This is a genomic window from Streptomyces durhamensis (assembly GCF_000725475.1).
GTDB classification, from domain to species: domain Bacteria; phylum Actinomycetota; class Actinomycetes; order Streptomycetales; family Streptomycetaceae; genus Streptomyces; species Streptomyces filipinensis.
This window is the reverse complement of the sequence record NZ_JNXR01000009.1, coordinates 87,114-107,317: the sequence shown is the minus strand read 5'-3', so window position 1 is coordinate 107,317 and position 20,204 is coordinate 87,114. Positions and strand designations below refer to the sequence as shown.

Genomic DNA, 20,204 nt, shown 5'->3' with positions numbered 1-20,204 from the left:
AGCGCCACCCGAACGGTGCCCGTTTCACCCTCGTTTGAAGGTAAAAGTAAAGAACCGCAGGCAGGGGTTTCGCTTCTTCCCGGCTCGCGGTACAAAGGCTTTAGGCCCGCGAGACCAAAGGACATCCGCGAGGATCACCTACCACTACGCACTTGGCCACACGGACCCCGCATGGACATCGGGCACCCACGCGACGTCGACCCGTCGATTACGGGCCAGCCGCACCAGGTGACGGGCGAAGTTCCCGACCTGATGGGCACATATCGAGGACGCTTGGTAACCCGGTGAGCATGCCAGCGGCGGTACGAGCACTCGTACCGCCGCAACCCTTGTCCGGGCCCTTCCGGGAAACGAATCAGGCCGCGCCGCGCTGCAGCGCCTCGCACACCGCCGTCGACTCGCGCGCTCCCAGCTCGACCGCCCTGCCGCAGTGCGCGATCCAGGCCGCCATGCCCTCGGGGGTGCCGGAGGCGTAGCCGTCCAGCGCCGCCAGGTAGGAGGCGCGGCCCAGTTCGGCGTGCCCGACCTCGGCCGGGCAGATCGACTTCGGGTCCAGGCCGCTGCCGATCAGGACGATCCGCTCGGCCGCGCGCGCGACCAGACCGTTGTGGGACACGAAGGGCCGCAGCGCGAGCAGCTCGCCGTGCACCACCGCGGCCGTCACCAGCGCGGGCGCGGACGTGCCCGCGATGATCAGTTCCGCGAGCCCCTCCAGCCGGCCGGAGACCTCCTGGGCGTCCGGCAGCGGCAGCTCGACCAGCGGCTCGTCCACCGCCTCACCGGCCTGGCGCGGCCTGCCGACCTCCGTGCCCTGGCTCGCCGCGGCCACCAGGTGCAGCCGGGCCAGCACCCGCAGGGGCGACTGCCGCCAGATGGACAGCAGCTGTCCTGCCTCCGCCGACAGCCTGAGGGCCGCACCCACGACCTGCGCCTCGGGGTCGGCGCCGAAGTCGGTGCGCCGCCGCACCTCCTCCAGGGCCCAGTCGGCGCCCGACAGCGCCGCGGACCCGCGGGCGCCGCGCAGGGCCGCCTCGGAGGTGACCGCGGTGCCGCGACGCCGCATGATCCGGTGCCCGTAGACCCGGTCCACGGCCTTGCGCACGGACTCCACGGAGTCGGCCACACCGGGCAGCGAGCCCAGGGCCGCGAGCGGGTCGGCGTTCGCGCCTGTCGTACTCATGAGTACGACCCTACGCACCCCACCGGCCCGCCCCTCGAAGGAGTGGTCTTCTTCACTTCCACGTGACACATACAGCTATCGCCTGACTACTGTTGGTGAACATGAAAATTGCTTTCGTCGGGAAGGGCGGCAGTGGCAAGACCACGCTCTCCTCCCTCTTCATCCGCCACCTCGTGGCGACAGGCGCCCCGGTGGTCGCCATCGACGCCGACATCAACCAGCACCTCGGGCCGGCGCTCGGCCTCGACGAGGCGGACGCCGCCGCACTGCCCGCCATGGGCGAGCGGCTGCCGCTGATCAAGGACTACCTGCGGGGCGCCAACCCGCGGATCCCCTCCGCCGCCACGATGATCAAGACGACCCCGCCCGGCGAGGGCTCCCGGCTGGTCCGGGTGCGCGAGCCGAATCCGGTCTACGACGCGTGCGCGCGTCCGGTGGAACTCGACGGCGGCGCCGTCCGTTTGATGGTCACCGGCCCCTTCACGGACGCCGACCTGGGGGTCGCCTGCTACCACTCCAAGACCGGAGCGGTGGAGCTGTTCCTGAACCACCTCGTCGACGGCCCCGACGAGTACGTCGTGGTCGACATGACGGCGGGTTCGGACTCCTTCGCCTCCGGCATGTTCACCCGCTTCGACATGACGTTCCTCGTCGCCGAGCCGACCCGGAAGGGGGTCTCCGTCTACCGCCAGTACAAGGAGTACGCCCGCGACTTCGGCGTCGCCCTGAAGGTCGTCGGCAACAAGATCCAGGAAGAGGACGACATCGACTTCCTGCGTGCGGAGGTCGGGGACGACCTGCTCGTGACGGTCGGGCGCTCGGACTGGGTGCGCGCCATGGAGAAGGGCCGCCCGCCCCGGTTCGACCTCCTGGAGGAGGCCAACGCCCGCGCCCTGCACATCCTGCGGGCCACCGCGGACGCCACGTACGAGCTGCGGGACTGGGAGCGCTACAGCCGCCAGATGGTGCACTTCCACCTGAAGAACGCCGAGGCGTGGGGCAATGAGCGCACCGGGGCCGACCTGGCGGCGCAGGTCGACCCCGCCTTCGTGCTCGGCGAAGACATGGGCGTGGGGGTCACGACAGCCGTGTGAGACGCACCGCTCGTAGGTGACGCCCGCCGCTCGCGTACGACGCCTACTGCCGGACCGCCGGCGCCCCGGGCACGCCCTTCGGCGCCGGGGCCGGGCGGCCGGAGAGGAAGGACGCCCAGCCCTGCCTGGGAGCCTCGCCCACCTTCAGGGTGCGCAGCTTCTCCAGGGTCTTCGGATCCTGGGCGTCCAGCCAGTCGACCAGCTGGTGGAAGGACACACAGCGCACGTCGGGCTTGTTGCACACCTCCTTCACGGTGTCCTCGACGGCGCGCATGTAGGTGCCGCCGTTCCAGGACTCGAAGTGGTTGCCGATGATCAGCGGCGCGCGGTTGCCGTCGTAGGCCCGGTAGAAGCCCTTGATGAGGCCGTCGCGCATCTGGTCGCCCCAGTAGTCGAACTTGTCCGGGTCGCCCTGGGTCTCGGTGCCGGACTGGTTGACCATGAAGTTGTAGTCCATGGTCAACTGCTCATAGGTGTGCCCGGGGAAGGGCACCAGCTGCATGGACACGTCCCACAGTCCCTCCTTCTTCTTGGGCCAGATCTGGTCGTTGACTCCACTGGAGTCGTAGCGGAAGCCCAACTGGCGGGCCGCCTTCATGAAGTTCTGCTGGCCTTCGAGGCAGGGGGTGCGGGCGCCGATCAGCTCCTTGTCGTAATCGAAGGGCAGGGGAGCCGACTTCTTCATGCCGGCGTTGGTCTTCCAGGACTTCACGAACTGCTTGGCCTGGCTGATCTCGCTCTTCCACTCCTCCACCGACCAGGTGCCGACCCCGCCGTCGGGTCCGCAGAAGTGGCCGTTGAAGTGGGTACCGATCTCGTTGCCCTCCAGCCAGGCCAGCCGTGCCTGCTGGGCGGTGTCCGCGATTCCCTTCTCGTCGTTGAAACCGATGTCGGAGCTGCCCGGCGCGTGCTGGGGCGGCTTGTACAGGTCGCGCTTCTCCTCCGGCAGCAGGTACACGCCGCTGAGGAAGAACGTCATGTTCGCGTGGTTGTCCTTGGCGACCTTGCGGAAGTGCGAGAACAGCTTCTGACTGTCCTCACCCGCTCCGTCCCAGGAGAACACGACGAACTGCGGAGGCTTCTGACCGGACTTGAGCCGCTCGGGTCTCGGCAGGTGCGGCTGTGCGCCGGTGTACGCCGTGGATCCGTCCCCGATCAGCCGGACCACGCTCTCGGGGGCCGCCGCCCCCTTCTGCGGGCCGGACGCCCCTTCCTTCGAACCGTTGGAGCCGGTCGCGCAACCGGCGAGCGATGAGGCACAGGCCGCGGCGACCACGGCGCCGACGGCGATCCTCTGGGTGGCGGCCATGTTCCGCCCACCTTCTTCCTTCTCTCAGGCAAACGCTGACGAGGGCCGTTTTCTGGTGATGTGCCGGGCTGGCAGGCCGGCAGCGCCGCCAAGGTCGCACAGGAGCGAGAAGGAATTAGTACGACAAGCCGATCAAATGATTAGTTCACCCCGGTGAGCGATCGACTGCCCCATTTGCCCCGAAAAGTTATGCCTCATCTTTACTCTTCATTACGGTTCATTTACCGACAGTGACCCATCCCGCCCGATCCGCGACCGTGCCGCCCCGGAGGAGACAGGACCATGTCAGCCTGCGCACTCCCGCACACCCCGCCCCCGCCGCACAGGCCTTCGCCGGGCCGCCGGCGTCGCTCGCCTGTGGCGGGCGCCGATCTGTCCGCGTCCATCGCGGTCTTCCTGATCGCCCTGCCCCTGTCCCTCGGTATCGCCCTGGCCACCGGCGCTCCGCTGCAGGCCGGACTCGTCGCCGCCGCCGTGGGCGGAATCGTCGCCGGCCGGCTCGGCGGCTGCCCGCTCCAGGTCAGCGGCCCCGCCGCCGGACTCACCGTGGTCACCGCCGACTTGATCCACCGCTACGGATGGCGGACGACCTGCGGCATCACCGTCCTCGCCGGGCTCGCCCAGCTCGGCCTCGGCTGTCTGCGGGTGGCACGCGGCGCGCTCGCGGTCAGCCCGGCCGTGGTGCACGGCATGCTCGCCGGCATCGGCATCACCATCGCCGTCGCCCAGCTGCACATCGTCCTCGGCGGCAGCCCGGACAGCTCCGTCCTCGCCAACCTGCGCGCGCTGCCCGCCCAGTTGGCCCGGCTGCACCCGGCCGCCGTCTCGATGAGCGCGCTGACGCTCGCCCTGCTGCTGGCCTGGCCCCGCCTGCCCGGCCGCGCCGGCCGGCTGCTCCGGAACGTGCCGGCCGCCCTCGTCGCCGTCACCGGGGCCACCGCCACGGCGGCTCTGACCGGGCTGTCCCTGCCCCGGGTCGACCTGCCCTCCTGGCGCAGTCACGCCCTGGCCGGACTGCCCGAGGGTCCGGCACTCGGCCTCGCCGCCGCCGTGCTCACCACCACCCTGGTGTGCAGCGTGCAGTCGCTGCTCGGCGCGGTGGCCGTGGACAAGCTGATCGCGGGCCGCCCCGGCCCGGTCCCGCCGATCGCCCGTTCCGGCCTGGACCGGGAGCTGCTGGGCCAGGGCGCCGCCAACATCGTCTCCGGTGCGCTCGGCGGACTGCCGGTCGCCGGGGTGGCCGTGCGCAGCACCGCGAATGTGAAGGCAGGTGCCGTGAGCCGGAACTCCACGATGCTGCACGGCGTTCTCGTAGTAGTCGCCGCGCTGCTGATGGTCCCGGCCCTGGAGGAGATCCCGCTCGCCTCCCTCGCCGCCCTGGTCATGGCCGTCGGTATCCAGATGGTGTCCCTGCACCACATCCGCACGGTGACGCGCCACCGCGAAGTGCCGGTCTACGCCGCGACCACACTCGGCGTGGTGCTCCTCGGCGTCCTGCAGGGCGTGTTCCTCGGGGTCGCCGTGGCGGTCGCCCTCGCCCTCAGCCGCCTCGCCCGCACCCGCATCACCCACGAAGAGAAGGAAGGAGCCCATCACGTACGTGTCCGAGGTCAGTTGACGTTCCTCGCGGTCCCCCGGCTCAGCCGCGCGCTGCATCTCATCCCCCAAGGCGCCTCCGCCGTCGTGGAGTTGGACGGGTCGTTCATGGACCACGCGGCGTACGAGTCACTGCAGGACTGGCGCAGCACCCACACCGCCCGGGGTGGTACGGCCGAGCTGTCGGGCCGGCGCGGCGGAATCCGGACCGCCGGGCCGGCCTCCTCCGCAGGGTGCCGGTGCCGGCCCTGGACGCCCTGGCGCAACCACCAGTCCTGCCTCCCGGAAGCCGCCGCCCCGGCAGACCGGAAGGCGGGTCAGGGCGCGGGGCGGGAACTGGCCCGTGGGATCAGCTCGTTCCAGCGCAACACCGCGCCGCTGGTGCGGGAGGAGCTGGCGCGGCTCGCCCGGGAGGGCCAGCGGCCCACGCAGCTCTTCCTCACCTGTGCCGACTCCCGGCTCGTCACGTCGATGATCACCGCCAGCGGTCCGGGCGACCTGTTCGTCGTCCGCAACATCGGCAACCTGGTGCCGCCGCCGGGCGAGAAGCACGGCGACGACTCGGTGGCGGCCGCCGTCGAATACGCGGTGGACGTGCTCGGCGTGCGCTCCATCACCGTGTGCGGACATTCGGGGTGCGGGGCGATGCAGGCGCTGACGGCCGCGACCGACGCGGGCGAGGACCTCCCCGGCACCCCGCTGCGGCGCTGGCTGCGGCACGGACGGCCGAGCCTTGCGCGGATGACCGGGGACCGCCGTGCCCGGCCCCGGCTGGCCGGGCGGGCGGCGGCGGACGCGGTGGAGCAGCTGTGCCTGGTCAACGTCGTCCAGCAGCTGGAACACCTGCGGGCGCACGGGCCGGTGGCCCGGGCGCTGGGCAGGGGCGAGCTGGAGCTGCACGGGATGTACTTCCACGTGGGCGAGGCCCAGGCGTATCTGCTCACGCGCACAGAAGAGGGCGAGGTGTTCGTGGAGGTCACGGAAAGTGTCATGGAAGGGGTACCCGCAGGACGGGCACACAGCCCGGTCTGAGAGAGCGACGTCCAACAGGTCTAAACCAATTTACCGGTCGACCCTTGTCATCGGACCCCCGCGTCTGATGAGCTGTGGCCTGGGACACAACGGACACCCTTGGAAAGGGAGATGTCGTGAGCAACGAAAGCCTGGCCAACCTGCTCAAGGAAGAACGCAGGTTCGCGCCCCCCGCCGACCTGGCAGCGGACGCCAATGTCACAGCGGAGGCGTATGCACAGGCCAAGGCTGACAGGCTCGGCTTCTGGGCCGAGCAGGCCCGCCGGCTGACCTGGGCCAAGGAGCCTGCCGAGACGCTGGACTGGTCGAACCCGCCGTTCGCGAAGTGGTTCAAGGACGGCGAGCTGAACGTCGCGTACAACTGCGTGGACCGGCATGTGGAGGCCGGACACGGAGACCGTGTCGCCATCCACTTCGAGGGTGAGCCCGGTGACAGCCGATCCATCACCTACGCCGAGCTGAAGGACGAGGTCTCCAGGGCGGCCAACGCCCTGCTGGAACTGGGTGTGCAGAAGGGCGACCGGGTCGCCATCTACATGCCGATGATCCCGGAGACGGCGATCGCGATGCTGGCCTCGGCCCGGATCGGCGCCGCGCACTCGGTGGTCTTCGGCGGCTTCTCGGCGGACGCGCTCGCGACCCGCATCCAGGACGCGGACGCCAAGGTCGTCATCACCGCCGACGGCGGTTACCGGCGCGGCAAGCCGTCCGCGCTGAAGCCGGCCGTGGACGAGGCGATCAGCAAGGTCGACAACGTCGAGCATGTGCTCGTCGTCCGCCGTACCGGCCAGGACGTGGCCTGGAACGGCGAGCGGGACGTCTGGTGGCACGAACTGGTGGACCGGCAGTCCGCCGAGCACACCCCGGAGGCGTTCGAGGCGGAGCACCCACTGTTCATCCTCTACACCTCCGGCACGACCGGTAAGCCGAAGGGCATCCTGCACACCTCCGGTGGCTACCTCACCCAGACGGCGTACACCCACTGGGCGGTCTTCGACCTCAAGCCGGAGACGGACGTGTACTGGTGCACGGCCGACGTCGGCTGGGTCACCGGCCACTCGTACATCGTGTACGGCCCGCTGGCCAACGGCGCGACGCAGGTCATGTACGAGGGCACGCCGGACACCCCGCACCAGGGCCGGTTCTGGGAGATCGTCCAGAAGTACAAGGTCACGATCCTCTACACCGCGCCGACGGCGATCCGGACGTTCATGAAGTGGGGCGACGACATCCCCGCCAAGTTCGACCTGTCCTCCCTGCGGGTCCTCGGTTCGGTGGGCGAGCCCATCAACCCCGAGGCATGGATCTGGTACCGCAAGAACATCGGCGCCGACGCGACGCCCGTCGTGGACACCTGGTGGCAGACCGAGACCGGCGCGATGATGATCTCGCCGCTGCCCGGTGTCACGGCCGCCAAGCCCGGCTCCGCGCAGACCCCGCTGCCCGGCATCAGCGCGACCGTCGTCGACGACGAGGCGAACGAGGTGCCCAACGGCGGCGGTGGCTACCTGGTGCTGACCGAGCCGTGGCCGTCGATGCTGCGCACCATCTGGGGCGACGACCAGCGGTTCATCGACACCTACTGGTCCCGCTTCGCGGGCAAGTACTTCGCCGGTGACGGCGCGAAGAAGGACGACGACGGCGACATCTGGCTGCTGGGCCGGGTGGACGACGTGATGCTCGTCTCCGGGCACAACATCTCCACCACCGAGGTGGAGTCGGCGCTCGTCTCGCACCCGTCGGTCGCCGAGGCGGCCGTCGTCGGTGCCGCCGACGAGACGACCGGCCAGGCCATCGTCGCGTTCGTGATCCTGCGCGGTACGGCCGCGGAGACCGACGCGCTGGTCGGCGAGCTGCGCGACCACGTGGGCGCCACGCTCGGGCCGATCGCCAAGCCCAAGCGGATCCTGCCGGTGGCGGAGCTGCCCAAGACCCGCTCCGGGAAGATCATGCGCCGTCTGCTGCGGGACGTGGCGGAGAACCGTCAGCTCGGTGACGTCACCACGCTGACGGACTCCGCGGTCATGGACCTCATCCAGGCCAAGCTGCCCGCGGCGCCCAGCGAGGACTGAGCAAGTCCGCGTGAAATCCCGCGTCCCTTCGGGGCGCGGGATTTTCCTTCGCCTTGCTAACCTCCGGCGTCAAAGTCGAGTAAAATGACGATCTCAGGGTGTGCCGGGAAGTCTGGTCGGCGGCGCCGTCGGCGATCCCGCGCGACGGCGTGATCAACGCCGTACCGACCCGGAGGTCCCCGCCGTGGCCGCGCCCCGCTCCCAGGAAATCCCCGGCAAAGCCCCCCGCAAGGCACTGGGTCGCCTCTCTCTGCCCGAGCGGGCCCTCGTCGCGGACGCGCTGCGCACCGAGACCGTCGGCGGCGTTCTGCTGCTCGTCGCCGCCGTGGCGGCGCTGCTGTGGGCGAACATCCCCGCCCTCCGCGCCGGCTACGAGTCGGTCAGCCATTTCCGCCTCGGCCCCGGCGCGCTCGGCCTGAACCTGTCCGTGGCCCACTGGGCCGCGGACGGCCTTCTCGCGGTGTTCTTCTTCGTCGCCGGCATCGAGCTGAAGCGCGAGCTGGTCGCCGGAGACCTGCGCGAACCCCGGGCCGCCGTACTGCCCGTGGTCGCCGCGCTGTGCGGCATGGCCGTACCGGCACTCGTCTACACCCTCACCAACCTCACCGGACACGGCTCCCCACAGGGCTGGGCCGTGCCCACCGCCACCGACATCGCCTTCGCGCTCGCCGTCCTCGCGGTCATCGGCACCTCCCTGCCCAGCTCACTGCGCGCCTTCCTGCTCACCCTCGCGGTCGTCGACGACCTCTTCGCGATCCTGATCATCGCGGTCTTCTTCACCGACCGGCTGGACTTCGCAGCGCTGGGCGGGGCCGCCGCCGGGCTGGTGGTCTTCTGGCTGCTGCTGCGCAAGGGCGTGCGCGGCTGGTACGTGTACGTGCCACTGGCCGTGGTGATCTGGGCGCTGACCTACACCAGCGGCGTGCACGCCACCATCGCCGGCGTGGCGATGGGCCTGATGCTGCGCTGCACCACCCGGGAGGGTGAGCAGCACTCGCCGGGCGAGCACATCGAGCACCTGGCGCGGCCCCTGTCCGCGGGCCTCGCCGTGCCGATGTTCGCGCTGTTCAGCGCCGGGGTCACCCTCTCCGGCGGGGCGCTCGGGGACGTGTTCAGCAAGCCGGAGACGCTCGGTGTGGTGCTGGGACTCGTCCTCGGCAAGACGCTCGGCATCTTCGGCGGCACCTGGCTCACCGTCCGCTTCACCCGCGCCTCCCTCAGCGAGGACCTCGCCTGGGCCGACGTCTTCGCGGTGGCCTCCCTCGCCGGTATCGGTTTCACCGTCTCCCTGCTCATCGGCGAGCTGGCCTTCGCCGGCGACACCGTCCTCACCGACGAGGTCAAGGCCGCCGTCCTCACCGGGTCGCTGATTTCGGCGCTGTGCGCGACGGTGCTGCTGAAGATACGCAACGCCAGGTACCGCAGGCTGTGCGAGGCGGAGGACCGCGACGAGGACCACGACGGCATCCCGGACGTCTACGAGCAGGACGACCCCGCCTATCACCTCCGTATGGCCGAGATCCACGAGCGCAAGGCCGCCGAACACCGGCGGATCGCCGCCGAGCGGGTAGCCGCGACGCGCCACGGGCTTCAGGAAGTAGCGGGCGGGGCAGGCGAGGAGGACGACAGTCCGGCATGATCTGACGAGACGGTACAAAACAAGACGGCCACTTGATGCAGGACGGCCGGACAGGACGGCCGCGCCGCGGGGCGGCCGTACCCGACGGAACGCCTGCGGCACGAGAGATTTCTGAGGGAGAACGCGATGAGCGCACCCGACGGCAGCCCGGTCGGCGCCGAACGCAGTATCGGCCAGCTGTTCGCCTCGGCGACGACCGAATTGTCGGCACTGGTGCACGACGAGATCGCCCTGGCCAAGGCCCAGCTGAAGCAAGACGTGAAGAAGGGCGCGGTGAGCGGCGGCGCCTTCTCGATGGCGGGCGCCGTGCTGGTGTTCTCCCTGCCGATGCTCAACTTCGCGCTCGCGTACGGCATCCGGACCTGGAGCGGCTGGAACCTGGCGGTCTGCTTCCTGCTGTCCTTCGCGGCCAACGTGCTGGTCGCCGGTCTCCTCGCGCTGATCGGCGTGGCGTTCGCGAAGAAGGCCAAGAAGAGCCAGGGTCCGCAGAAGGTGGCCGCCTCGATGAAGGAGACGGCGGGCGTCCTGCAGAACGCCAAGCCGCACCCGCGCCCGGAGCTGCCCGAGGACCGGGGCCCCGCGGCCATCGAGGCTGTGGCACGCTCGTCGTCATGACGGACCCCGCCCCCTCGGCCGTACGGCTCGACCTCCCCCACGGGACAAAGGTGACGCACCGGGACGTCGCTGCCAACGGCGCGCGCTTCCACATCGCCGAACTCGGCGACGGCCCCCTGGTGCTGCTGCTGCACGGCTTCCCGCAGTTCTGGTGGACCTGGCGGCACCAGCTGGTGGCGCTCGCGGACGCGGGCTACCGGGCGGTGGCCATGGACCTGCGGGGTGTCGGCGGCAGCGACCGCACGCCCCGCGGGTACGACCCCGCCAATCTCGCGCTCGACGTCACCGGCGTGATCCGCTCGCTCGGCGAGCCGGACGCGGCACTGGTCGGCCACGACCTGGGCGGCTATCTGGCGTGGACGGCGGCCGCTATGCGGCCCAAGCTCGTACGGCGGCTCGCGGTCGTCTCCATGCCGCATCCGCGGCGCTGGCGCGCGGCCATGCTGCGCGACGCCCGGCAGACGGCCGCCAACTCCTACATCTGGGGCTTCCAGCGGCCGTGGATCCCGGAGCGTCAACTCACCGCGGACGGCGGGGCGCTGGTGGGCCGGCTCATCCGCGACTGGTCCGGGCCGCAGCCGCCGGAGGACGAGGCGGTGGAGACCTATCAGCGGGCCATGTGCATCCCGTCGACGGCGCATTGCGCGATCGAGCCGTACCGCTGGCTGGTGCGCTCGCTGGCCCGCCCGGACGGCATCCAGTTCAACCGCCGGATGAAGCGGCCGGTGCGGGTGCCCACGCTGCATCTGCACGGCTCCCTGGACCCGGTGACACGCACGCGCAGCGCCGCCGGTTCGGGCGAGTACGTCGAAGCCCCGTACCGCTGGCGGCTGTTCGACGGCCTCGGCCACTTCCCGCACGAGGAGGACCCGGCGGCGTTCTCCCAGGAACTCGTCAACTGGCTCAAGGACCCCGAGCCGGACCGGTGACCCGCACGCGCCGGCAGGCGTGTGGATTTGTGACCGTTCGGTGACGGGCTCGATGCGTGGAGTATCCGGATCGTGAACGCTTGTCCCCCGAACGGCCACATGCCTGCCGCATAGGCCAATTGGGCGGCGCTCAAGCGGTTATCGACCTTCGGGCGGGGGCACACGTCGGGGTATGGGCTGGACGCACGACTACAGTGACGCACCCCGCAACCGCCGCTCGGCCACAGGCCTGAGCACGCCTCAGCGAGGCAACCCGCAACTCGCGGAAGCGGATCTCCGGGTGGGGATCCCGCACATCCTGCGCCGCCGCGCCCGCTGGGTGTCGGTGCGCCTGCGTCACCCGCGCGGCTGACCCTTCCTGCGGAGCGTCACAGGCGCTCCGCAGGTGTCACAGGGCGCAGCTGTCGGTGTCCACCTGCTCGTTCGCCGTACGACCCTGCTCGATGTCGGGCTGGATCTCGTCGGCCGTGAGGGCGTAGCCCGTCTCGGCGTCGTCGAGTGACTTGGCGAACACCACGCCGTACACCCGTCCGGCGGGCGTGAGCAGCGGGCCACCGGAGTTGCCCTGACGGACGGTCGTGAACAGCGAGTAGACGTCGCGGCGGACCGTGCCCCGGTGATAGATGTCCGGGCCGTTGGCCGTGATGCGCCCGCGCACGCGCGCGGCGCGCACGTCGTACGAGCCGTTCTCGGGGAAGCCCGCGACGATCGCGCCGTCACCGCCGCCCGCGTCCTGCGCGGAGAACCGGAGGGCGTTCGCCTTCAGGTCGGGTACGTCGAGCACGGCGATGTCCCGCTTCCAGTCGTACAGGACGACCTTGGCGTCGTACTTGCGGCCCTGGCCGCCTATCTGCACGGTCGGCGCGTCGACGCCGCCGACCACGTGCGCGTTGGTCATGACCCGGCGGTCGGCGAAGACGAAGCCGGTGCCCTCCAGGACCTTGCCGCAGCTCTGGGCGGTGCCGGTGACCTTGACGATGGAGCGCTGCGCGCGCAGGGCCACCGGGCTGTTCGCGAGCGCCGGGTCGGGCGGCTGGACGTCCTTGATCGGCTCGTTGGCGAACGGGCTGAAGACCTGCGGGAAGCCGTTCTGCGCGAGGACGGAGGAGAAGTCCGCGAACCAGGTGTCGGCCTGCGCGGGCAGCGCCCGGGAGACGCCGAGGAGCACCTTGGAGCCGCGCACCTCCTTGCCGAGCGTCGGCAGGGTGGTGCCGGCGAGGGCGGAGCCGATCAGCCAGGCCACCAGCAGCATGGCGACGACGTTGACCAGGGCGCCGCCGGTGGCGTCCAGGGCGCGGGCCGGCGACCAGGTGATGTACCGGCGCAGCTTGTTGCCGAGGTGGGTGGTCAGGGCCTGGCCGACGGAGGCGCAGACGATGACGACGACCACGGCGACCACGGCGGCGGTGGTGCCGACGTCCGCGTTGTCGGTCACGGCGTCCCAGAGCACGGGCAGCGCGTAGACGGCGACGAGGCCGCCGCCCAGGAACCCGATCACCGACAGGATGCCGACGACGAAGCCCTGGCGGTAGCCGACGACCGCGAACCACACAGCCGCGACCAGCAACAGGATGTCCAGCACGTTCACTGCTTCAGGCCTCGCCTACTCCATTCCGCTCCCCGCGGCCCGGCCGGGGGCCCGGGGGTCGGCCCCCGGAAAGACACAGCACGGACGACACCCTGTCATGAGTGCCAGTCGAGCGGGACCTGTCTTTCCCTGTCCCAGGGGCGCTCCCAGCCCGCGAAATGGAGCAGGCGGTCGATCACTCCGGCCGTGAAGCCCCATACCAGAGCCGATTCGACCAGGAATGCCGGACCTCGGTGACCACTGGGGTGAACGGTGGTGGCGCGGTGCGCGGGGTCCGTGAGATCCGCCACGGGGACCGTGAAGACCCGTGCGGTCTCGTTCGGGTCGACGACGCCGACCGGGCTGGGCTCGCGCCACCAGCCGAGGACCGGCGTGACCACGAAACCGCTGACCGGGATGTACAGCGCGGGCAGCACGCCGAAAAGCTGGACGCCCGACGGGTCCAGGCCGGTCTCCTCCTCGGCCTCGCGCAGCGCGGCCCGGAGCGGCCCGTCGGCGTGCGGGTCGCCGTCCTCGGGGTCGAGCGCGCCGCCCGGGAAGGACGGCTGCCCGGCGTGCGAGCGCAGCGAGCCGGCACGCTCCATGAGCAGCAGCTCCGGGCCGCGCTCGCCCTCGCCGAAGAGGATCAGCACGGCCGACTTGCGGCCCGAGCCGTTCTCCGGCGGCAGGAAGCGGCTCAGCTGGACCGGCTCGACCGTCTCGGCCGCCCGCACCACCGGCCCCAGCCACTCCGGCAGCCCCTCCTTGCTCAGGGTCACCGGGCCGCGCGCCGCCGCACCGCGCGCCACCGGACCGCCCCGCGTCTCACTGGTCCTCGCCATCGCCACCCCCGTCGCTCTGCCTGTCCAACGCCCGAGGGCCCCGAGATCGTTCCGTCACGCGGCCCCCAGCGGCGGGGCCGGCTTGCCGCCCGCGTCGAGGTACGCCTGCGGGGGCTTGAGCCGCTGGCCGGGGAAGCCGCCCTTCTCGTACTTCAGGAGCTTTTTCGCCTTGTCCGGGTCGGTCTCGCCCTCGCCGTAGGCCGGGCAGAGCGGGGCGATGGGGCAGGCGCCGCAGGCGGGCTTGCGGGCGTGGCAGATACGGCGGCCGTGCCAGACCACATGGTGGGACAGGTCGGTCCAGTCGCTCTTCGGGAACAGCGCGCCGACGGCGGCCTCGATCTTGTCGGGGTCGGTCTCCTCGGTCCACTGCCAGCGCTGGACCAGCCGCTGGAAGTGGGTGTCCACGGTGATCCCGGGCCGCCCGAAGGCGTTGCCGAGCACGACGAAGGCGGTCTTGCGGCCGACACCGGGCAGCTTGACCAGGTCCTCCAGCCTGCCCGGGACCTCACCGCCGAAGTCGTCGACGAGCGCCCTGGACAGCCCCATCACCGACTTGGTCTTGGCCCGGAAGAAGCCGCAGGGGCGCAGGATCTCCTCGACCTCCTCCGGGTTGGCGGCGGCCAGGTCCTCGGGGGACGGGTACCTCGCGAAGAGCGCGGGGGTCGTCTGGTTGACGCGCAGGTCGGTGGTCTGGGCCGACAGCACGGTGGCGACCAGCAGCTGGAAGGGGCTCTCGAAGTCCAGCTCGGGATGGGCGTACGGGTACACCTCGGCGAGCTCGCGGTTGATGCGGCGGGCGCGGCGGACCAGCGCGGTGCGGGACTCGTCCCGCGGTGGCTTCGCGGCGACCTTCTTGGCGGGTGCCGCCTTCTTCACCGCCACGGCCTCGCCGGTCGCGACCACCTTCTTCGCGACGGTGGCCTTCTTCGCGGAGGTGGTCTTCTTCGCCGAGGCGGCCTTCCCGGCAGAGTCGGCCCCCTTGGCGGAGATGACCTTTTTGGCCGCTTTTCCGGTTTTCTTACCGTCACCGGACCCTTGTTCGCCCACAGCAGAATCGCGACGTGCAACCACCCGCTGAACCCCCTTGGCCTGTGCTGTCACCGGCGAATTGGACACCCGGCCAGCCTAGAGCCCGGCACCGACATCCGCCCCGGACCCTGTTGATCGGACTCCGATTGGACCCCTGACGCTTACCCCGGGACACCTGTGCGGCATCCTTGTGACAGATCACACTGTTTGGACCGTCCGGCAAAATGGGGAACACGGTCCCCTGGCACTCGGGGGAGCAAGATCCCCTGAGCAGGTCGACAAGGAGAGAACTCAGTGGACGACGTTCTGCGGCGCAACCCGCTCTTCGCGGCTCTCGACGACGAGCAGGCCGCGGAGCTTCGCGCCTCCATGAGTGAGGTGACCCTCGCACGCGGCGACTCCCTGTTCCACGAGGGCGACCCGGGCGACCGGCTGTACGTCGTCACCGAGGGCAAGGTCAAGCTGCACCGCACCTCCCCCGACGGCCGCGAGAACATGCTCGCCGTCGTCGGTCCCGGCGAGCTGATCGGTGAGCTGTCGCTCTTCGACCCGGGCCCGCGCACGGCCACCGCGACCGCGCTGACCGAGGTCAAGCTGCTCGGTCTCGGCCACGGTGACCTCCAGCCCTGGCTGAACGTCCGCCCGGAGGTGGCCGGCGCCCTGCTGCGCGCCGTCGCACGGCGACTGCGCAAGACCAACGACGCCATGTCCGACCTGGTCTTCTCGGACGTCCCCGGCCGTGTGGCCCGCGCCCTGCTGGACCTCTCGCGCCGCTTCGGCGTGCAGTCCGAAGAGGGCATCCACGTCGTCCACGACCTCACGCAGGAGGAGCTGGCCCAGCTGGTCGGCGCCTCGCGCGAGACCGTGAACAAGGCGCTGGCGGACTTCGCGCAGCGCGGGTGGCTCCGCCTGGAAGCGCGTGCGGTGATCCTGCTCGACGTGGAGAGGCTGGCCAAGCGGTCGCGCTGACGCCGTTGTCGGCCGTACGACCTGGGGTCCCGCTTCTCCCGGAGCCGGACCCCGCTGTCGTGGCCGCCCCACCCGGGGGACGCCACCCCGGACCCCCGCTTCGGCCCGGACGGGCTCGTGCGCACCCTCCGGGCAGACTGAGGCCGGCACGGACGGCCCATGGCTGAAACGATCCGTCGGCCCGGCCTCGACGACCAGGGCTTCATCGCGCGCGAAGGCTCCCTCGCGCGCGTGCCCGCCGCCTTCCGCCCGGTCGTGGCCGCCGCGCGCGACCGGCTACCGGAGGTGTTCGGGACGCGGCTGCACAGCGCCTACCTCTACGGGTCCGTCCCGCGCGGCACCGCGCGCGTGGGCCGCAGCGACCTGGACCTGCTGGTGGCGCTCCGGGACGAGCCGGCCGGCGCCGACCGGGATGCCGTCCGCGCGCTCGGCGAGGCGGTCGACGCGCGGTTCCCGCAGATCGACGGCGTCGGCATCCTGCTGTACGGCAGGGACCGGCTGCTGAGCGAGCTGGAGCGGTACGACCTGGCCTGGTTCGTCGCCTGCCTGTGCACCCCGCTGCTCGGCGAGGACCTCGCCGAGTACCTGCCGCGCTACCGCCCCGACTCCCTGCTCGCCCGCGAGACCAACGGCGACCTGGCGCGGTGGCTGCCCCGCTGGCGGGAGCGGATCGCCGGCGCGGACGCCACCGAGGAGGCCCGGCGGCCGCTCGTGCGCTTCATGTCCCGGCATCTCGTCCGCACCGGCTTCACGCTCGTCATGCCCCGCTGGAACGGCTGGACCAGCGACCTGCGCGAGATGGCCGAGGCGTTCGCCGCCTTCTACCCCGAGCGGGCCGCACAGCTGCGCACGGCGGCGCGGTACGGCTACGAGCCCGTCGGCGACGCGGACGTGCTGCGGGCCGACGTGGACGACCTGGGGCCCTGGCTCGCCGTCGAGTACGCGCGCGTGCACGGCGTGAAGAACCCGCGCCCGGAGGACTGACCGAGACCCGCAGGGATCGCACTGTGACCCGAGTCACAGCCGCGGACTGTCACGCTTCGCCGCCCGGACGTGTCTCAGTGCCGTCCCGAGAGAGGAGCCGAGGCACATCATGGCCGACGACGCCTTCACCGAGCACCGTCCGCTGCTGTTCACCATCGCCTACGAGATGCTCGGCAGCGCCGCCGACGCCGAGGACGTGCTCCAGGAGAGCTATCTGCGCTGGCGGGAGGTCGATCAGGCCACCGTCGGGCACGCACGCGCGTACCTGGTGCGCACGGTCACCCGACAGGCGCTCAACCACCTGCGCGCGGTCCGGGCCCGGCGTGAGGAGTACGTGGGCCCGTGGCTGCCCGAGCCGATCCGCACCCAGCCCGACGTCGGCGAGGACGTGGTCCTGGCCGAGTCGGTGTCGATGGCCATGATGCTGGTCCTGGAGACGCTGAGCCCGACCGAGCGAGCGGTGTTCGTCCTGCACGACGTGTTCGGCTACACGCACGGGGAGATCGCCGCTGCGGTCGGCAAGGCCGAGGGCACCGTCCGGCAGATCGCGCACCGCGCCCGCGGCCACGTCCATGCGCGGCGCCGCCGCTTCGAGCCCGACTCCGCCGCCACCGGGGAGATCGTCGAGCGGTTCCTGCGGTCGGCGGCGAACGGCGACGTACAGGCGCTGATGGACCTGCTGGCGCCCGATGTCGTGGTGATCTCCGACGGCGGCGGAAAGGCCGTGGCCGCCCGCCGCCCGGTCACCGGACGCGACGACGTCGCCCGGTTCGTCCTCGGCGTGTACGGCACCAGCGCGACGACGGCCCGCGTCGAACCCGCCCTCTACAACGGCATGCCCGCAGCACGGTTCCTCACCGGCGACGCGCTGGACTGGCTGGTGGCGTTCGAGATCCGGGACGGACGGATCACCGGCCTCTACGGCATGCGCAACCCCGACAAGCTGGACCGCGCCGACGTGGTGCGGCCACTCGACAGAGGACCACTGGGCCGAGGAGGCCGACAGACATGGAGACCATGACCGTGGAACGCGTCATCGACGCCCCCGTCGATGACGTGTTCGCCTGGCTCACGACGACCACCCACTACACCGCCTCGCCCCTGGTGCTGCGCTGCCGGCTCACCCGGCAGGGCGAACAGGCGCCCTACGGCCTCGGCGCGGTCCGCAGCCACCTGTGGCTGATCGGCTGGTTCCGGGAGCGCATCACCTTGTACGACCCGCCGTACGCCACGGAGTACGTCGTGGAGCGCAGCGTGCCGTCGGCCCGGCACGAACTCGGCCGTATGACGTTCACGCGGACCGACCGAGGCACCCTGGTCCGCTGGACCACCCGGGCGGAGATCCCGCTGCCGCTGGTCGGCCCGCTCCTGACCCGGTTCCTGGCCCGGCCGGTCATCACCCGCGCCTTCCGGAGCATCCTCGCGGCGGCCGAGGAGGCGCTGACCAGTCCCCCCGCGGCGGATCCGGCGAGGCGGGAGGGGCCGCGCCGCACCGGCGCCCGCTAGATCAGCCCGTGCTCGCTCAGGTAGTCCATCTGGGCCCGCACCGACAGCTCCGCCGCCGGCCACAGCGAACGGTCCACGTCGGCGTACACGTGGGCGACGACCTGGGCGGGGGTGCGGTAGCCGTCCTCGACCGCCGTCTCCACCTGGGCGAGCCGGTGGGCGCGGTGCGCGAGGTAGAACTCCACGGCACCCTGGGCGTCCTCCAGGACCGGCCCGTGGCCCGGCAGAACGGTGTGCACGCCGTCGTCCACCGTCAGGGACCGCAGTCGGCGCAGGGAGTCCAGATAGTCGCCGAGACGGCCGTCGGGGTGCGCCACGACCGTCGTACCGCGCCCGAGGATGGTGTCGCCCGTCAGCACCGCCTGATCGGCCGGGAGATGGAAGCACAGCGAGTCCGCGGTGTGTCCGGGGGTCGGTACGACCTTCAGCTCCAGGCCGCCGACGGAGATCACGTCGCCGGCGGCCAGCCCCTCGTCGCCCAGGCGCAGCGCCGGATCGAGGGCACGCACGCGCGTGCCGGTCAGTTCCGCGAAGCGGCCGGCGCCCTCGGCGTGGTCGGGGTGGCCGTGGGTGAGCAGGGTCAGGGCTATGCGCTTGCCGGCCTTCTCGGCGGTGTCGGCGACGGCACGCAGATGGCCGTCGTCCAGCGGACCCGGGTCGATCACCACGGCGAGATCGGAGTCCGGCTCGGCGACGATCCAGGTGTTGGTGCCGTCCAGGGTCATCGCGGAGGCGTTGGGCGCGAGGACGTTGACGGCCCGTTCGGTGGCGGGGCCGGAGAGCACCTGGCCGCGGGGCTGGCCCGGCAGGGCGCTTGCGTCGGTCATGCGGGGCCTCCACCCGTCGTCTCGGCGGTCGTCGCGGCGCCGGTACCGGTGCCCGGCGCGGCGCTCGTGCCGGTGGCCGTCGGATCCTTCGGGATGCGCTTGGTGAACTCCTCGTGCCCCGGCCAGGACAGCACAACCTCGCCGTCCCTCAGGCGGGCGCGGGCCAGCACCGGCGTCATGTCACGCGCGGGGGCCGCCGCCAGCGCCTCGGCGGCGGTGGCGTACGGCAGCAGCTGGCGCAGGGTGGCGATGGTGGGCGGCATCATCAGCAGCTCGCCCGCGTCGTAGCCGGCGGCTGCCTCCTCGGGGCGGATCCACACCGTGCGGTCGGCCTCCGTGGAGGCGTTCCGGGTGCGCTGGCCCTCGGGCAGGGCGGCCACGAAGAACCAGGTGTCGTAGCGGCGGGCCTCGAACTCGGGGGTGATCCAGCGGGTCCAGGCGCCCAGCAGGTCCGAGCGCAGCACCAGAGCGCGCCGGTGCAGGAACTCCGCGAAGGACAGCTCGCGCGCGACCAGCGCGGCCCGGTCCGCCTCCCACTCCTCGCCGGTGGTGTCGCCGACGACCGACTCCGCGTCGGGCCCGGCGAGCAGCACGCCCGCCTCCTCGTACGTCTCCCGTACGGCCGCGCAGACGATCGCCTGGGCGCCCGGCTCGTCGACGCCGAGCCGGTCCGCCCACCACGCGCGCGTGGGGCCCGCCCAGCGCACCAGACGGTCGTCGTCCCGCGGGTCGACCCCGCCTCCGGGGTACGCGTACGCGCCTCCGGCGAAGGCCATGGAGGCGCGTCTGCGCAGCATGTGGACGGCCGGGCCGGACGCGGTGTCCTTCAGGAGCAGCACCGTGGCCGCGCGTCTGGGGGACACCGGGGTGAGCGTGCCGGCCGCGAGCGCGCGGATGCGGTCCGGCCACTCCGGGGGGTACCACTGACCGTTCGCCATGGCCGGAGGCTATCCCGTGTAGGGCGAATGTTCGAGAGGTACCCGAGGTCAGCGGTGTTCCGGTGGGTTCCGGTGC

18 protein-coding genes are annotated in these 20,204 nt (G+C 71.5%); 11 read left to right on the top strand and 7 right to left on the bottom strand.

The annotated features are described in order from the left end of the window. Window positions 1-355 precede the first annotated feature (355 nt). Complete coding sequence (locus IO33_RS0115395) at window positions 356-1,180, bottom strand: Fic family protein (protein ID WP_031164944.1); 825 nt, start codon at window positions 1,178-1,180, stop codon at window positions 356-358. Between the two features lie 101 nt (window positions 1,181-1,281). Between IO33_RS0115395 and IO33_RS0115390 the strand changes: the two genes are divergently transcribed. Beyond that, on the top strand, window positions 1,282-2,274 hold the full coding sequence (locus IO33_RS0115390) for an ATP-binding protein (protein WP_209438860.1): 993 nt from the start codon (window positions 1,282-1,284) through the stop codon (window positions 2,272-2,274). Window positions 2,275-2,317: 43 nt separating this feature from the next. Here the strand turns inward: IO33_RS0115390 and IO33_RS0115385 are convergent, their stop codons facing one another. Continuing rightward, window positions 2,318-3,583, bottom strand: coding sequence for a polysaccharide deacetylase family protein (locus tag IO33_RS0115385; protein ID WP_031164940.1), 1,266 nt, complete (start codon window positions 3,581-3,583; stop codon window positions 2,318-2,320). 282 nt (window positions 3,584-3,865) lie between these two features. Here IO33_RS0115385 and IO33_RS0115380 point away from each other — a divergent pair, with 282 nt between their 5' ends. The 6 genes from IO33_RS0115380 (at window position 3,866) to IO33_RS52415 (ending at window position 11,818) form a co-directional block, all read left to right on the top strand. Further along, on the top strand, window positions 3,866-6,211 hold the full coding sequence (locus tag IO33_RS0115380) for a SulP family inorganic anion transporter (protein WP_031164938.1): 2,346 nt from the start codon (window positions 3,866-3,868) through the stop codon (window positions 6,209-6,211). A 116-nt stretch (window positions 6,212-6,327) separates the two neighbouring features. Beyond that, on the top strand, window positions 6,328-8,283 hold the full coding sequence (gene acs, locus IO33_RS0115375; protein ID WP_031164936.1) for an acetate--CoA ligase: 1,956 nt from the start codon (window positions 6,328-6,330) through the stop codon (window positions 8,281-8,283). A 184-nt stretch (window positions 8,284-8,467) separates the two neighbouring features. Next, the gene (gene nhaA, locus IO33_RS0115370) at window positions 8,468-9,922 is read left to right on the top strand and encodes a Na+/H+ antiporter NhaA (RefSeq protein WP_031164934.1); all 1,455 of its coding nucleotides are present in this window, start codon (window positions 8,468-8,470) and stop codon (window positions 9,920-9,922) included. Between the two features lie 126 nt (window positions 9,923-10,048). Beyond that, window positions 10,049-10,537 carry a phage holin family protein gene (locus tag IO33_RS0115365; RefSeq protein ID WP_031164932.1) on the top strand — a complete coding sequence of 163 codons (489 nt, stop codon included), beginning with the start codon at window positions 10,049-10,051 and terminating at the stop codon, window positions 10,535-10,537. After that, window positions 10,534-11,466 (top strand): alpha/beta fold hydrolase, encoded by a 933-nt coding sequence (locus IO33_RS0115360; RefSeq protein WP_031164930.1) that lies wholly within the window; start codon window positions 10,534-10,536, stop codon window positions 11,464-11,466. Before IO33_RS0115365 ends, IO33_RS0115360 begins: the two co-directional genes overlap by 4 nt. A gap of 172 nt (window positions 11,467-11,638) precedes the next feature. Beyond that, the gene (locus tag IO33_RS52415; protein ID WP_078963655.1) at window positions 11,639-11,818 is read left to right on the top strand and encodes a hypothetical protein; all 180 of its coding nucleotides are present in this window, start codon (window positions 11,639-11,641) and stop codon (window positions 11,816-11,818) included. 36 nt (window positions 11,819-11,854) lie between these two features. Here IO33_RS52415 and IO33_RS0115355 read toward each other — a convergent pair whose 3' ends face one another. From IO33_RS0115355 to nth, 3 genes are all read right to left on the bottom strand, one after another. Further along, entirely contained in the window at window positions 11,855-13,054 is a 1,200-nt protein-coding gene (locus tag IO33_RS0115355) for a MarP family serine protease (protein ID WP_031164928.1), read from the bottom strand. 95 nt (window positions 13,055-13,149) lie between these two features. Continuing rightward, entirely contained in the window at window positions 13,150-13,875 is a 726-nt protein-coding gene (locus IO33_RS0115350; RefSeq protein ID WP_037685484.1) for an NUDIX hydrolase, read from the bottom strand. Window positions 13,876-13,929: 54 nt separating this feature from the next. Next, window positions 13,930-14,922, bottom strand: coding sequence for an endonuclease III (gene nth / locus IO33_RS0115345; protein WP_245235797.1), 993 nt, complete (start codon window positions 14,920-14,922; stop codon window positions 13,930-13,932). Window positions 14,923-15,198: 276 nt separating this feature from the next. On the opposite strand from nth, the gene IO33_RS0115340 reads away from it, so the two are divergent. From IO33_RS0115340 to IO33_RS0115325, 4 genes are all read left to right on the top strand, one after another. Next, window positions 15,199-15,873 (top strand): Crp/Fnr family transcriptional regulator, encoded by a 675-nt coding sequence (locus IO33_RS0115340; protein ID WP_030734182.1) that lies wholly within the window; start codon window positions 15,199-15,201, stop codon window positions 15,871-15,873. A 159-nt stretch (window positions 15,874-16,032) separates the two neighbouring features. Next, the gene (locus IO33_RS0115335) at window positions 16,033-16,857 is read left to right on the top strand and encodes a nucleotidyltransferase domain-containing protein (protein WP_031164922.1); all 825 of its coding nucleotides are present in this window, start codon (window positions 16,033-16,035) and stop codon (window positions 16,855-16,857) included. Window positions 16,858-16,966: 109 nt separating this feature from the next. After that, window positions 16,967-17,878: an RNA polymerase sigma-70 factor gene (locus IO33_RS0115330; RefSeq protein ID WP_031164921.1), complete on the top strand. Its 912-nt coding sequence runs from the start codon at window positions 16,967-16,969 to the stop codon at window positions 17,876-17,878. Continuing rightward, the gene (locus tag IO33_RS0115325) at window positions 17,866-18,363 is read left to right on the top strand and encodes an SRPBCC family protein (protein WP_051926751.1); all 498 of its coding nucleotides are present in this window, start codon (window positions 17,866-17,868) and stop codon (window positions 18,361-18,363) included. Before IO33_RS0115330 ends, IO33_RS0115325 begins: the two co-directional genes overlap by 13 nt. Here the strand turns inward: IO33_RS0115325 and IO33_RS0115320 are convergent. Together IO33_RS0115320 and IO33_RS0115315 are read right to left on the bottom strand one after the other, a co-directional pair. Continuing rightward, window positions 18,360-19,190, bottom strand: coding sequence for an MBL fold metallo-hydrolase (locus IO33_RS0115320; protein ID WP_031164919.1), 831 nt, complete (start codon window positions 19,188-19,190; stop codon window positions 18,360-18,362). The genes IO33_RS0115325 and IO33_RS0115320 overlap by 4 nt on opposite strands. Further along, entirely contained in the window at window positions 19,187-20,128 is a 942-nt protein-coding gene (locus IO33_RS0115315; RefSeq protein WP_031164918.1) for an NUDIX hydrolase, read from the bottom strand. Before IO33_RS0115315 ends, IO33_RS0115320 begins: the two co-directional genes overlap by 4 nt. Between the last annotated feature and the right edge of the window lie 76 nt (window positions 20,129-20,204).